Raw genomic sequence first — 13,610 nt, 5'->3', positions numbered from 1 at the left:
CTAGCCGGTGCCCAGCATGCTGATGCGCACCAGGTCGGCCACATTATCGACCCCCAGCTTGTCCATCAGGCGCGCCTTGTGCACTTCCACCGTACGCACGGAAATGCCCAGCGCCGGGGCGATATCGCGGTTGTGCTGGCCCGTCACCACCAGGTGCATCACTTCCCGCTCGCGCGGCGTCAACGCGCGCAGCAAGGCTTGTCCCTCCGCCTGGCGCTGCAGCTGGCCCCGCGCATGCGCCTCGCGCGAAAACGCTTCATCGATGGCTGCCAGCAACTTGTCGTGATCGAATGGTTTTTCCAGGAAATCGCTGGCTTGCGCCTTGAAGGCCTGGCGTGCCAGGGCGACGTCGCCATGCCCCGTGATAATAATGATGGGCAGCATACATTCCAGCTCCAGCAGGCGGCGCTGCAGGCTCAGGCCATCCATGCCCGACATGCGGATATCGATCAGCAGACAGCCGGCCCACTCGGGCCGCCACCCTTGCAGGAAATCCTCGCCGCAGGAAAACAGGGCCGTGCGATAGCCGCGTATGCCCAACAGCAAACCCAGCGCATCGCGCACGGCGGGATCGTCGTCCACGATAAACACCGTCAAATTACTTGTCACCATACTCTCCCGTAGCGGCCGCACTGGCGCGCGCCAGGGGCAGGATAAACCGAAAAATACCATGCTGGCCCACTTCGGCCCACAGCTGGCCGCCATGCGCCTCGACGATGGTACGGCTGAGTACCAGTCCCAGTCCCAGGCCGCTGGCCTTGGTCGAGACAAACGGTTCGAACAGGCGTGCCGCCAGGCTGTTGGAAATGCCTGGGCCGCTATCTTCCACGGACAGGCGCAGCCGCCCGCCCTCGAGCCGCTCGGCCGACACCGTGATGCGGCGCTGGCCGCGCGGCTGGCCCATCACGGCATCCTGCGCATTGGCCAGCAAGTTACGCAGCACCAGCTCGATCTGCAGGCGGTCGGCATTGACGGCCAGCGGCGACGGCGGCGCCAGCACCAGCTCGATGCCATGCTCATGGAACAGGGGCGTGAACTGGCGCGCCATGCCCTCGATCAAGGCGCTCGCCTCGACCGCCTCGAGCTGCATCGCGCCCGTGCGGAAAAAATCGCGCAGGCGGCGCACCACGTCTGCGGCGCGCCCCGATTCCACGATCATATGTCCCACGGCGCCTTGCAGCAAGGCACCGCTCTCGCCCCGTTCCAGCAGGTATTCGCATGCCTTGCCATAGGTCGACAGGGCCGTCAGCGGCTGGTTCAGCTCATGCGCGATCGCGGCGGCCATCTCGCCGGCCGCCGCCAGGCGCATCGTGTGCTTGAGCTCATCGGCCACCTGGCGCATTTCATCGACGACAATACCGATAAAAAATCCCACCAGCGCCAGCACGGCATCGAGCAGTTGCAACTCATAAAACTGGATATCGACGGCATGCGTCCATTTCACCAAAGTAATGATGCATAGCTGCAATACAAACACGGCCAGCACGGCGCCATGCAAGCCCTGGCGCGAGGCGGCCCAGATCACGGGGAGAAACAGGAAATAGAAATGCTTGTATTCGGAGCGCACGATGGAACCGAAGACGCTCCACAGCACGAAGCTGGCCAGGGCCAGATACGCGAGGGTTTCCCAGCGCCAGACGGCGGCGTGCAGGCGCTCGCGCCCCCGCTCGCTGAACAGCACCCAGATCAGCGGCATCGAGACGAGCAGGCCGACCGTGTCGCCGATGCCGAAACGCCATACGGCCGTCCCCCATTCGCCGGCCGGGATGCGCCCCGTCAGCGACAGCAATGAAATATAGCCGAGCGCATTGAGCGCCGTGCCAAGCAGCACGATGGCGACCCAGGCGCCCAGGCGGCGCCGGTTGTCGAAGATATCGCTGCTGCTGAAACTGCGGCGCAGGGCCACGCCGATGCCGCCATAGCCGAGCACCAGCCACGCCGAACAAAGCAGGGTCAGGGGCAGGCCCGCCGGCATGCCGCGCACCAGCACTTCGCCGGCGAGCAAGGCGATAAACCACGGCAACGCCGCCTTGCGGCCGTGGATCAGCCAAAATACGAGGCCCAGCGCGGGATCGGGATTCCAGGGCGTAATGTTCAACCCATACATCGGATCGATGTATGTCGCCCAGTCAAACAGCAGATACAGGCCGACAAAGGCGGGGTAGGACAGGTAGCGGGACAGGAATGGGCGCATAACGGTGTTTTCGGACTGTCCCGCATTATGCATCGCAGGCGTGCGCCACGCCATGGCATCTTGCGTTATAAGCACACAAAATAATTTTCATGCAATATCGCAAGACACGCCGGCGGCGTCAGGCCTCGGCCAGCGGCAGGCGCACCTCCACCAGCAAGCCCAGGCCACCGTTGCCTCTGTGCAACTGAATCGTGCCGCCATGCTGGTGCACGACGGAAGCGACGATGGACAAGCCCAGGCCGCTGCCCGGCTGCGCCTGCTGCGGCGCGCGGAAAAAGCGGTCGAACACGCGCGCATACAGCTCTGGCGCGATGCCCGGTCCCTGGTCAGCCACATGCAGCACGGCCTGGCCCCGCTCCGCATGCAGCGACACCGTCACGCTGCTGCCGCGCGGGCTGTACTTGATGGCGTTTTCCACCAGGTTGTCGATCAGCGACACGAGGCTCTCGCGCTGCCCGGGCACGCTGAGCGACACGCTGGCTTGCAGCTCGAGCTCGATATCGCCCGCCTGCGCCAGGCCGGACAGGGCCGCCAGCCGATCTTGCAGCAAGGTATCGAGTGCCTGCCGCCGCGGCAGCTCGCCCGCGCCCGCCTGCACTTCGCTGCGCGTCAGCTGCAGCAGCTGGCCCACCAGGCGCGCGGCCCGGTTGCCGCTGTTCAAGATACCGTCCAGCAACTCTTGCTGGCGCGCGTCATGCGCCTGGCCTTGCAAGGCTTCCACATTCACGCGCATGGCCGCCAGCGGCGTACGCAGCTCATGCGTGGCATCGGCGATGAAACTGCGCTCGCGCGCGGCACTGGCGTCGACGCGCTGCAGCAGCGCATTGATATTGTCGACCAGTGCCGCCAGTTCGCCATGCGGCGGCTTGAACGTCAGCGGACGCAAGTCCTGCGGCCCGCGCGCCGCCACCTCCTGCGCCACCTTGCGCCACGGGCGCATGGCAAGGCGGATCGACAGCCAGGCCGGCACCAGCAGGAATGGCAGGCTGATCAGCAGCGGCAGCAGGTAATAGCCGTGCGAATTGATCGTGATGAAAAACTGCCAGGCCCCGCCCACCTCCAGTACCGTCACGCGCGTCTCCCCTTCGACCAGGCTGCGGCTGCGCCAGGCCTGTCCCTTGACGTACACCACTTCCATCTGTTCCGGGCCGGCGCTGCGGATGCCGCTGGGCGCATTCGGCGACTTGTAGACCAGCTTGCCCTCGCGCCAGACCAGGATGCGCGGCGCCAGTTCCGGCACTTTCCCCATTTCAAACTCTTCGCGCAAGGCTTCGTCGATGGCGCGCAAGCTTTGCTCCTGACGCACGGGCTGGTCAGCCAGGTTGTCCGTCACGCTGATAATGGCGTGCAAGACCCCGCGGGTCACATTGCTCGCTTCGCCCGTGCCCTCGAACAGCACGTAGGCCACAGCCAGGCTCCACAGCACGGTCAGCATCAGCATTTGCGCAAGCATCAGGCGGCGCACCAGGGTGGGCCGGCGCAGCATGGCCCAGAAACGCCCCATCATGCGCCAGCGCCCGGCGGTGCGGGGGTGTCGCCTTGCTGGTCGATGACATAGCCAACGCCGCGCACGGTACGGATATATCCTTCCCCTATCTTGCGGCGCAAGTTGCCCATATGCACATCCAGGGTATTGCTGGCATTGGCCAGTCCGCCGGGCAGGATATGTTCCTCCAGCACGCGGCGCGTGATGACGCGGTTGGCGCGCATCAGCAAAGTCTTCAGCAGGGCGTATTCGCTGGCCGTCAGTTCCACCGGCCGGCCGTGCACGCTGACCCGCCGCGTGGGCACCTGCAGCAGCAGGCCGCGCAACTCGATGGTGTCGCCGTCGAAGCCGTAGCTGCGGCGCGCCAGTGCGCGCACGCGCGACAGCAGTTCGGCCAGCACAAACGGCTTCACCAGGTAATCATCGGCGCCGCCATCGAGGCCCCGCAGGCGCTGCTCCAGCGTATCGCGGGCGCTGAGGATGAGCACCGGCAAGCGGGCCGCGCGCAGCCGGGCCAGCAAATCGAGGCCATCGCCATCCGGCAAGCCCAGGTCCAGCAGCACCAGCTCGCAACTGTCGTGCTCGATGCTGCGCGCCGCATCCTCGAGGCTGCGCACCCAGACCACTTGCATGCCCTGGTCGCGCAGGGCAATGCGCACGCCATTGCCCAGGTCCATATCGTCTTCTATCAGCAGTATCTTCATGGTGAGTATTAAACCACCACAAGCTGAAGAATGGGTAAAGAAGCCGTCTTCATGCAATCTTAATAAAAGGCTCATTCTTCCTTCATGGCACGGTCCGATACTGTCGGCAGTCAATCGAGCCACTCCGGACTCGGTTCTCCACCTGACGGAAAACTCCATGCACGCATCTACAACCCTGTTGACCTCGTTGGCACTGGCCTGCGGCCTGAGCCTGAACCCCCTGGCCGCCGCGGCAGCCGAACCAACGTCGGAAAATGTCTTCACCATCGGCGGCGGCGTCGCTGCCGTGTCCAGCTATTCCGGCTCCGACAAGCTGTCGGCCTCGCCGCTGATCATCCTCGACTACGCCATGTCCAATGGCCTGTTCATCAGTACCTCGCGCGGCATCGGCTACGGCGGCCAGGCGGGCGCCTTCAGCTACAGCGCTGCGCTGGGCTACCGCGGCAACCGCGAAGACCACAAGCGCAAGGGCGTCAACGGCTGGGGCGGCAGCGATTACCTGAAGGGCATGGGCGAAGTCAAGGGCAACGCCAGCGCCCTGCTGAGCGCGGGCTATTCGCCCATGCCGGGCCTGTCGCTGAGCGTCTCGAGCGACATTCCCCTGTCGAACCGCGAAAATGGCGCGAATGTGCATTTCGGCGCCACCGGCCAGGTCTACGGCCGCGCCGATGCCAAGGGCGTGCAGCAAGACACCGTGAGCATCGGCGGCCAGCTGGGCTGGGGCGAGCGCAAGTACGTGCAGACCATGTACGGCGTGACGGCCACCCAGGCCGCCAATACCTCGTTCAAGCAATACACGCCCAAGGGCGGTTTCTATGAAGCGCAGGCCACCGTCAACTGGGAGCACCGCTTCGATGCGCGCTGGAGCCTCAATACCCTGGTCGGCGTCGAGCACCGCATGGGCGACGCGGCCAAGAGCCCCATCGTGCAACGCAAGACGGCGCCGATCGGTGCCGTGTATGTCACCTACCGCTACTAAAACAGGGCCGGCGTAAGGGAAACCCGTACGCCGTTTCGCCAATTTACAGGGGGCGGGGGCGTGGATAAGATGGCTTGGTTTTCCCACCACAGCCATTCCTTCCATGCATGCATCGCGCCCTGCCCCGCAACGTGACCGCGCCCCGAACAGCGCCGCGGATGCGTGCGGCATGCCGGGCCAGGATACCTTGCTGCTGCTCTTGCCCGTCAAGCGCGCCAGCGACATCGTCTATGGCGCGCGCTATGCCCGGCGCTTGCAGGAATGGGGCATCAAGGTGCGCGTCAGCCTGCTGCACGTGACACCGGCGCCGCCGCGCCAGGCCAATGGCGTGCCCCAGCACAGCGCCAGCGAGGGCCAGGCGCTGGACCTGGCCACGCAACAGATGATGCACGAGGCGGGCCTGTACCTGAGCCGTACTCATATCGAATTCAACACCCACATTTTCGCCGGCGAGCTGCTGTTTACGATCCTCGATACGGCTGAACTGCTGGGCTGCCACGAAGTTGTCTTGCCGGCGCACAGGCACAGCAGCTGGCCGCGCCATTTTTCGGGCGGGCTGGCCGGCAAGCTGGCGCGTGGCAGCCGCAGCACCACCATCTTGCTGGCAAACCACGAGGGCGTCAGCAGCCCGGTACCCGTCTGAGCCGAAACGGCCTGGACGTTCTCTCTTTACATGGACATGCGCACGATGATGCCAACTATTACCCTGTCTGACGGCCTGATGGCGATGCCGCCCGGCATGCGCCGCTGGCGCGAAGTACTCAAGCTGCATTTGCGTGCCCGCGTGCAGCAGCGCCCCACCCGCCTCTGGCTACAGCTGCTGAACTCGCATCCGGCGTTTCAGGATCTGGTGCAAGCCTATCCGCACATGATCCACAAGGTCTACCGCCCTTACCTGAGCCTGACCTTGAATTGCCAGCAGCGCGTGGAATTGCTGGCCGAGCACTACCGTTTCATCCTGCAGCAAGGCTGGGGCACGCTGATGGCGCAGGCGGCCCGCGGTCCCGTGCGCCTCGGCACGGTGCCGGGCAAATCGGGTGCGCCCTACCATTTGCAACTGTGTTCGCTGCACCCGATGGACCGCGAAGGCGAGATGGTGTTGCAACTGATGCATGACGACAACGTGCTCTATTCAATCGCCTTCTCGTTCTTCGGCTGTCCGCTGCGCGCCACCCTGGGCATGCGCATCGGCTGCGTGCAAGGTCCGAAGGGCCAGGAAAGCGCACAGCGCGTGCGTGAAGCAACGCGCGACTTGCACGGCTTGCGTCCCAAGACCCTGATGGTGCGCCTGGTGCGCCAGCTGGGACATGAACACGGCTGCCGCAAGATGATTCTTGTCGGTAATATCAACCGCGCCGTGCACCATTCCGCCAAGAAAGGCCGTCTGTTCGCCGACTACAATGCGCTATGGCAAGAACTGGGAGCGCAAGCCCGCCAGGATGGCGATTTTGAGTTGCAGTGCGAAAACCTGCCTTCGCCGGTCATGGAAGAGATTCCTTCGAAAAAGCGCTCGGAAGCACGCAAACGCCACGAATTGACACTGACCATGATCGCCAGCCTGCGTAGCGGCCTCGACGACCATCGCTGCCCCGTGCAGATCGCCTTGCCAGGCGCCGCGGCAACCTCCAGCGAGGTACGCCAATCGGCCATCGACGACGACTACGCTTCCGCTATCGCCTGAACGGCCCCGGCCACCGCACGACGCCCCGCCCCCGCGCCCTTGCCCGCCATCACCCGCTACTCTCCCTTCCGCTTCCCGCCCCCACACGCTTAAACCCGTCCGCGGCACAATCCTGTTACGCTAGCACTATCGGCATGCATTACGGTGCGCCGGTTTCCCCAACGCTTACTAGGAGGCAAGTCATGCGCGTAGACATCTACCGCCGGGCCGAACACGACGGCATTTTTTCCTACCTCGCCGTGCCGGAAGGAAAGATCATTCCTGAAGAAGTGACCAATACCGACTGGCAACTCGAAGCACGCGCCAGCGAAGTGGCCGACGATGCCCAGATCTTGCCCGACTACCATATTGAACAGCCGCACCAGCAGATCGCCGCCAAGGGCTATGCGATCACGGGCCTGAAAGACATGTAAACGTAAAAAAAGCCAAACCAGAATATCTCCGGTTTGGCTTTGTCATTTGCGGCGCGGCCAGCGGTCAGTATTCGACCGCCACCTCTTGCGCACCGAGTACCTGCTCGAGCGCCGTCTGCAACTCGTCCGATGGCGCCACGCGCCACGCATCGCCAAACTGCAGCACGCAGCTGACGCCCTGCGGACTGACCTTGGCGGCGATCGGCAATCCATCCTCGGCCCGGTGCGGCATGATCACATCGCTGATGCGTTTCATGTCCAGCGTCGTGGGCAGGGTCAGGCCCAGCTGGCGGCCATACTGCACGCGGGCGGCGATGATGTCGAAGGCGCTCTCGGCCGTGATGCGCAAGCCGCCCGAGAAACGGTCTTCCGACACCTTGCCCACGACGGCCAGGAATTCATCTTCCTTGAAGATTTTCCGGTTGGAATCGAACAATTCGCCGTACACCGTCACTTCCACCGTGCCGCTCTTGTCGTCCAGGGTGACGATGAGAATCTTGCCCCTCTGCGTCATCTGCGTGCGCAAGCCCGTGATGACGCCGGCCATCATGCGCGGTTCGCGCGACGGCGACAGTTCGGACAATTTCGTGCGCGCAAAACGGCGCGCCTCTGGCGCATATGAATCGAACAAATGGCCGGATAGGTAGAAGCCCAGCGCGATCTTTTCTTCCGTCAGGCGCTGTTTATCGGTCCACACGGGCACCTTGACGTACTCGGGCGGCGCCACCATGTCGCTGTCGTCGCCGCCGAACAGGCTCACCTGATTGGCCGCCTTGGCCGCCTGGTCGGCGCATTCCATGGCGAAGGCCACGGACGCCAGCAGGATGGCGCGGTCGACCTTCAGGCAATCGAAGGCGCCGCTGCGGATCAGCGATTCGATGGTGCGGCGGTTGATCTGTTTCTTGTCCACGCGTTTGCAGAAATCGAACAGGCTCGTAAACGGCCCGCCCGCCTCGCGCGCGGCGATGATGGCTTCGATGGCGTTCTGGCCCGAGCCCTTCACGGCGCCCAGGCCATAGCGGATCTGCGTGACCTTCTTGCCGCTGACGGACGGCGCAGCGCCGCTCGGCGTGAAGCGGTAATCGGATTCGTTGATATCGGGCGGCAACAAGGTCAGTTTGCAGATTTCCAGCGAATCTTCCACCAGGATCTTGATCTTGTCCGTATCGTCCATGGCCAGCGACAAGTTGGCTGCCATGAAGGCGGCCGTGTGGTGCGCTTTCAGGTAGGCCGTGTGGTAGGACAGCAAGGCGTAGGCGGCGGCGTGCGATTTGTTGAAACCGTAGCCGGCGAACTTTTCCATCAAGTCGAAGATCTCGTCGGCCTTTTCCGCCGTCAAGCCGTCTTTTGCCGCACCGGCGCGGAAAATCTCGCGGTGCTCGGCCATCTCTTCGGCTTTCTTTTTACCCATGGCGCGACGCAGCATGTCGGCGCCGCCCAGCGAGTAGCCGCCGACGATCTGCGCCATCTGCATCACCTGCTCCTGATACACCATGATGCCGTAGGTTTCGGACAGAATCGATTCCGTGCGCGGATCGGGATAGTCGAAGCGTTCGCCGTGCTTGCGCTTGCAGAAATCGGGAATCAGGTCCATCGGGCCCGGACGGTACAGGGCCACGAGCGCGATAATGTCTTCGAAGCGGTCGGGACGCGCATCTTTCAGCATGCCCTGCATGCCGCGCGACTCCAGCTGGAACACGGCCACGGTCTTGGCCTTGGTCAGCAGGTCGTAGGACGGCTTGTCGTTCAGCGGCAAGGTTGCCAGATCGAAGTTCGCCTGCGCGGGATCGAGCTGCTTGATGTAGCGCACGGCGCGGTCGAGAATGGTGAGGGTCGTCAGACCCAGGAAGTCGAACTTCACGAGGCCGACGGCTTCCACGTCATCCTTGTCATACTGCGACACGACGCCGGAATCGCCGCCCTGCGTGTACAGCGGACAGAAATCCGTCAGCTTGCCCGGGGCAATCAAGACGCCCCCCGCGTGCATGCCGATATTGCGCGTGATGCCTTCGACTTGCTGCGCCAGGTCCAGCAGCTGCTTGACCTCTTCCTCGTTTTCCAGGCGCTCCTTGAGCAACGGCTCCTCTTCGATGGCGTCGGCGATCGACACGGGCTTGCCGGGCTTGAACGGGATCAGCTTGGAAATGCCGTCGCAGAAGTTGTAGCCGAAATCCATCACGCGGCCCACGTCGCGGATGGCGCCCTTGGCCGCCATGGTACCGAAGGTGGCGATCTGCGAGACGGCCTCCTTGCCATACAAATCCTTGACGTGCTGGATGACGCGGTCGCGCCCTTCCTGGCAAAAGTCAATATCGAAGTCGGGCATCGAGACGCGTTCGGGATTCAGGAAACGCTCGAACAGCAGGTTGTACTGCAGCGGGTCCAGGTCGGTAATGAGCAGCGAATACGCCACCAGCGAACCGGCGCCCGAACCGCGGCCCGGGCCGACGGGCACGCCGTTTTCCTTGGCCCACTGGATAAACTCGGCCACGATCAGGAAGTAGCCGGGGAACTTCATGTTGCAAATCGTGTCCGTCTCGAATTTCAAGCGCGACTCGTAGCGCGGGCGCTCCTTTTCGCGCCGCTCCGGGTCCGGATACAGCTGGATCAGGCGTTTTTCCAGGCCCGCCTGCGATTCGGCGACGAGGAACTGGTCGATCGTCATGCCGTCGGGCGTGGGGAAGTTCGGCAGTTGCGGCTTGCCCAGGGTCAAGGTCAAGTTGCAGCGCTTGGCGATTTCCACGGAATTGGCCAGCGCGGCCGGCAAGTCGGCAAACAGCTCGGCCATGTCGGCCTGCGACAGGAAGCGCTGGCTGTCGTTGAAACGTTTCACCCGCTTGGCGTTGGCCAGCATTTCGCCTTCGGCGATACAGGTGCGGGCTTCGTGGGCAATGAATTCTTCAGGGGAAATAAATTGCACGGGATGCGTGGCCACCACGGGCAAGCCCAGCTTGGCTGCCAGCGCTACCGCATGGCGCACCTGCGCCTCCTGGTTGGCCTGGCCGCCGCGCTGGATCTCGACATAGAAATGGCCGGGGAAAATCTCGGCCCAGCGCTGCGCATTGCGCTCGGCCAGGGCCAGGTTGCCATTCTCGATGGCGATGCCGACGTCGCCGAAATGCGCGCCGGACAGCGCGATCAAGCCATTGGCTGCGCTTTCGCCCGGGTACAGATCGTAGGTATTCGTCGCCAGCGCCTGCAGCCACTCGATGCGCAGCTCGGCGCGCCCCTTGTACTGGTTGGTCAGCCAGGCCGTCGACAGCAATTCGCACAGTTGCAGATAGCCCATGCGGTTCTTTGCCAGCAACAGCAGCCGCGACGGTTTTTCGCGGTTGTCGTCATTCGTGATCCACACATCGACGCCGATGATGGGCTTGATGCCCTTGCCGCGCGCTTCCTTGTAGAACTTGACCATGCCAAACAGGTTGGACAGGTCGGTGACGGCCAGCGCCACCTGCTTGTCCTTCGCCGCCGCCTTGACCACGTCGTCGATGCGCACCAGGCCGTCGACGATCGAGTACTCCGAATGCACGCGCAAGTGGACAAATCCGGGACCTTGCGGGACGTGCTGCATCGCTTGCGGTGAACCTGCCGGAGCGCCGGCCTCTTGCATTACCATTTCCATCCTGTGTACCGTTTCCTGCAAAATTCAATGGGGTCTATTCTACCGCGTCGCGGCCAGGGACCGGCGATGTGGCGCCGGGTTGCAAGCAAGAAATTCCTGCCGCGCACGGTCCGCCGGCATGCGACCAGGCGGCATGGCGGGTATCCCGCCCGGCCCGCCGGGCTTATAATATCGGCTGTTCAGTCTAAGCCGATCGCCATCATGCAAGCCATCACCCCAGCAACACCGTCCGTTTCCGCCGCCGCCAGCCCGCTGGCCGCCACGCCCGCCGTCACTTTTGTCAATATTGCAGCGTATAAATTCATTACGCTCGACGATACGGAAGCCATGCGCCCCTTGTATCAGGAGCAATGTCTGGCGCTGGGCCTGAAGGGAACGATCCTGCTGACGCCGGAAGGCATCAATATGTTCCTGTCGGGCACGCGCGAGCATATCGACACCTTCCTCGCGTGGGTGCGCAGCGACGCCCGCCTGGCGGACCTGGAATGGAAGGAAAGCTTGTCGAATGAGCAGTCGCACAAGCGCATGCTGGTCAAGCTGAAAAAAGAAATCATCACCATGCGCATGCCGCTGATCAAGCCGGAACTGGGCCGCGCACCGTCCGTCGACGCGCATACGCTCAAGCGCTGGCTGGACGCCGGCGTCGACGATGCGGGCAAACCCGTGGTCATGATGGAAACGCGCAATGCGTTCGAAGTGGACGTGGGCACGTTCAACAACACGCTGGATTACCGTATCGACAAGTTTACGGAATTCCCGGCCGTCGCCGCGGCGCACAAGGACGAGCTGGAAGGCAAGACCGTCGTCACCTTCTGCACGGGCGGCATCCGCTGCGAAAAGGCGGCCATCCACATGAAGGAAATCGGCTACGACAGCGTGTACCAACTGGACGGCGGCATCCTCAAGTATTTTGAAGAGGTGGGCGGCGAGCACTACACGGGCGACTGCTTCGTGTTCGACTACCGCACGGCCCTGAACCCGAAACTGGAACCGACGGAAACCGTGCAGTGTTTCGTCTGCCGCGCCGTCGTCACGCCGCGCCAGCAGCTGGCGCCGGAATACGTGTATGAGGTGTCATGCCCGCATTGCTACAAAAACAAGGAAGAATAACGCCCCGCTCCCCGGACCGGCGGTAAACTGAAATGCCCATCCTGGCCATTGCCTGCCAGGATGGGCATTTCCAATTCCGCCAGCGCATTGCTGCACATGGCGGTCATTGCGGCGATATTCAGTCCGCCATCTTCAGACGGTTCGCCCGCCACCAGCTGCGGCCAAACACCAGCAGCGAGAAGAACGCCAGGCCGGCCAGGAAGCCTGCCAGCAAGCTGTTCGACAACCGGCTGGTACGGTTTTCCGGCAAGGTTGGTCCCGCGATAAAGCGGCTCTTTTCCAGGTAGACGGCCGTGGCCTTCTGGTTGTCGACAGTAATCATGTTGAAGACTTCCTTGACGGACTCATCATTCAAGTCGCGCTTCTTGAAGACGTTTTCCTTGATCGCTTCCAGCGCCAGCAAGAGCGCTTCGCCCGACTTGTTGCTATCGAGCACAGCCTTCGCGCCATCATAGTACTCGCGCAATATGATGTTTTGCTTCTGTTCGCGCTGCGCCTTGAGAATCGCTTCGTTGGCCATCAGGGCATCGACCTCGGTCGACATCAACTGCGTCGATGGCGACAGATAACGGGCATTATCTTCGGTCACGCTGACCACCTGGCGGCTTCCCTGCGCCGCAGCGTCAGGATAGCGCGACACAATTTTCCTCAAGGTATCGCCTTTACGGGCAAAACTTTCCAGCCGCTCTTTGTTGCTGATAATCTCGTTATCGAGCTTGGTGATCTTGCTCGTCAAATCCAGGTGCTTGGAACGCAGGAAGTCCGAATACACGAGGTAGATCACGCTATCCATCGTGTAGCGGCCCAGCAGGGTAACCATGCGTTGTGCATCCTGGGGCGTTGTTGCCTGGTAGCTGATACGCAAACCGATGACATTGTTGCTGATATCCTTGGCCGTATCCATCAACTCCTTGGCATCGAGCTTGGTCATCGGGTAAATTGGCTCCAGGAATTTGGAAAAATTGTCGCGCACAATCAAGGTACGGCGCAACTCCTGCACCGTAGGATCATTGTTCAACTTGACTTGCTGCATGTAGTCGTCAAAGCGGCCGCTGCTGCTCAAGGCCGCCACATAGCGTTTATAGTCGCCCAGTGCGATACCGGGAGGCGCTTCCTTTTCTTTTTCCTTGTCCTTGTCTTTTTCGGCAATCACCTGTTCTTTTGGCACGGGTATCGCACCGCCAAACTGGTAGAAGCCTTCGCTTTTGTACGTTGCCGTATACAAGGTAAACAACACGCACAAGATCATCACGGCCACTGTACCGCCGACGATCAGCTTGCGGCCTTTCCATAAAACGATCAGTATCTCCGTCAAGGAGAATTCAGGCGCACCTTCCTGCTCCGGCGCTTGCTTCATTTCTACCAATTTGTCCATGATTCTTCTTTAGCTAATAAGTACATCAAAAATAAAAACGCTA

11 protein-coding genes are annotated in these 13,610 nt (G+C 62.4%); 5 read left to right on the top strand and 6 right to left on the bottom strand.

Annotated features, from left to right (window positions below; genetic code table 11):
- The 4 genes from VPH41_RS03300 to VPH41_RS03285 all read right to left on the bottom strand — a co-directional run bounded on the left by VPH41_RS03300 (position 1) and on the right by VPH41_RS03285 (position 4,384).
- On the bottom strand, positions 1 to 612 hold the full coding sequence (locus VPH41_RS03300) for a response regulator transcription factor (protein ID WP_287775176.1): 612 nt from the start codon (positions 610 to 612) through the stop codon (positions 1 to 3).
- Positions 599 to 2,194, bottom strand: a complete 1,596-nt coding sequence (locus VPH41_RS03295) for an ATP-binding protein (RefSeq protein WP_152281577.1) — start codon at positions 2,192 to 2,194, stop codon at positions 599 to 601. The genes VPH41_RS03300 and VPH41_RS03295 overlap by 14 nt, the downstream gene beginning before the upstream one ends.
- 118 nt (positions 2,195 to 2,312) lie before the next feature.
- Complete coding sequence (locus VPH41_RS03290) at positions 2,313 to 3,701, bottom strand: ATP-binding protein (RefSeq protein ID WP_152281576.1); 1,389 nt, start codon at positions 3,699 to 3,701, stop codon at positions 2,313 to 2,315.
- Positions 3,698 to 4,384: a response regulator gene (locus VPH41_RS03285; protein WP_152256710.1), complete on the bottom strand. Its 687-nt coding sequence runs from the start codon at positions 4,382 to 4,384 to the stop codon at positions 3,698 to 3,700. Before VPH41_RS03285 ends, VPH41_RS03290 begins: the two co-directional genes overlap by 4 nt.
- A 157-nt stretch (positions 4,385 to 4,541) precedes the next feature.
- Between VPH41_RS03285 and VPH41_RS03280 the strand changes: the two genes are divergently transcribed.
- The 4 genes from VPH41_RS03280 (at position 4,542) to VPH41_RS03265 (ending at position 7,457) form a co-directional block, all read left to right on the top strand.
- A complete protein-coding gene (locus VPH41_RS03280) occupies positions 4,542 to 5,363 on the top strand; it encodes a MipA/OmpV family protein (RefSeq protein WP_328568954.1) in 822 nt (273 codons plus the stop codon).
- 103 nt (positions 5,364 to 5,466) lie between these two features.
- On the top strand, positions 5,467 to 6,006 hold the full coding sequence (locus VPH41_RS03275) for a universal stress protein (RefSeq protein WP_328568953.1): 540 nt from the start codon (positions 5,467 to 5,469) through the stop codon (positions 6,004 to 6,006).
- Positions 6,007 to 6,051: 45 nt separating this feature from the next.
- Complete coding sequence (locus VPH41_RS03270; RefSeq protein WP_328568952.1) at positions 6,052 to 7,044, top strand: VirK/YbjX family protein; 993 nt, start codon at positions 6,052 to 6,054, stop codon at positions 7,042 to 7,044.
- 182 nt (positions 7,045 to 7,226) lie between these two features.
- Positions 7,227 to 7,457 (top strand): DUF6139 family protein, encoded by a 231-nt coding sequence (locus VPH41_RS03265; protein ID WP_152281572.1) that lies wholly within the window; start codon positions 7,227 to 7,229, stop codon positions 7,455 to 7,457.
- A gap of 64 nt (positions 7,458 to 7,521) precedes the next feature.
- Here the strand turns inward: VPH41_RS03265 and dnaE are convergent, their stop codons facing one another.
- The gene (gene dnaE, locus VPH41_RS03260) at positions 7,522 to 11,070 is read right to left on the bottom strand and encodes a DNA polymerase III subunit alpha (protein WP_442906213.1); all 3,549 of its coding nucleotides are present in this window, start codon (positions 11,068 to 11,070) and stop codon (positions 7,522 to 7,524) included.
- A 213-nt stretch (positions 11,071 to 11,283) separates the two neighbouring features.
- Here dnaE and VPH41_RS03255 point away from each other — a divergent pair, with 213 nt between their 5' ends.
- Positions 11,284 to 12,192 carry a sulfurtransferase gene (locus VPH41_RS03255; protein WP_328568951.1) on the top strand — a complete coding sequence of 303 codons (909 nt, stop codon included), beginning with the start codon at positions 11,284 to 11,286 and terminating at the stop codon, positions 12,190 to 12,192.
- Positions 12,193 to 12,310: 118 nt separating this feature from the next.
- On the opposite strand, the gene VPH41_RS03250 is transcribed toward VPH41_RS03255, so the two are convergent.
- Positions 12,311 to 13,567 (bottom strand): lipopolysaccharide biosynthesis protein, encoded by a 1,257-nt coding sequence (locus VPH41_RS03250; RefSeq protein ID WP_328568950.1) that lies wholly within the window; start codon positions 13,565 to 13,567, stop codon positions 12,311 to 12,313.
- Positions 13,568 to 13,610 lie beyond the last annotated feature (43 nt).

Source organism: Janthinobacterium sp. P210006, from assembly GCF_036231885.1.
In the GTDB taxonomy this organism is placed as follows: Bacteria; Pseudomonadota; Gammaproteobacteria; order Burkholderiales; family Burkholderiaceae_D; genus Janthinobacterium; species Janthinobacterium violaceinigrum.
The sequence above is the reverse complement of the archived record's forward strand: the minus strand, read 5'-3'. Positions and strand labels throughout refer to the sequence as shown.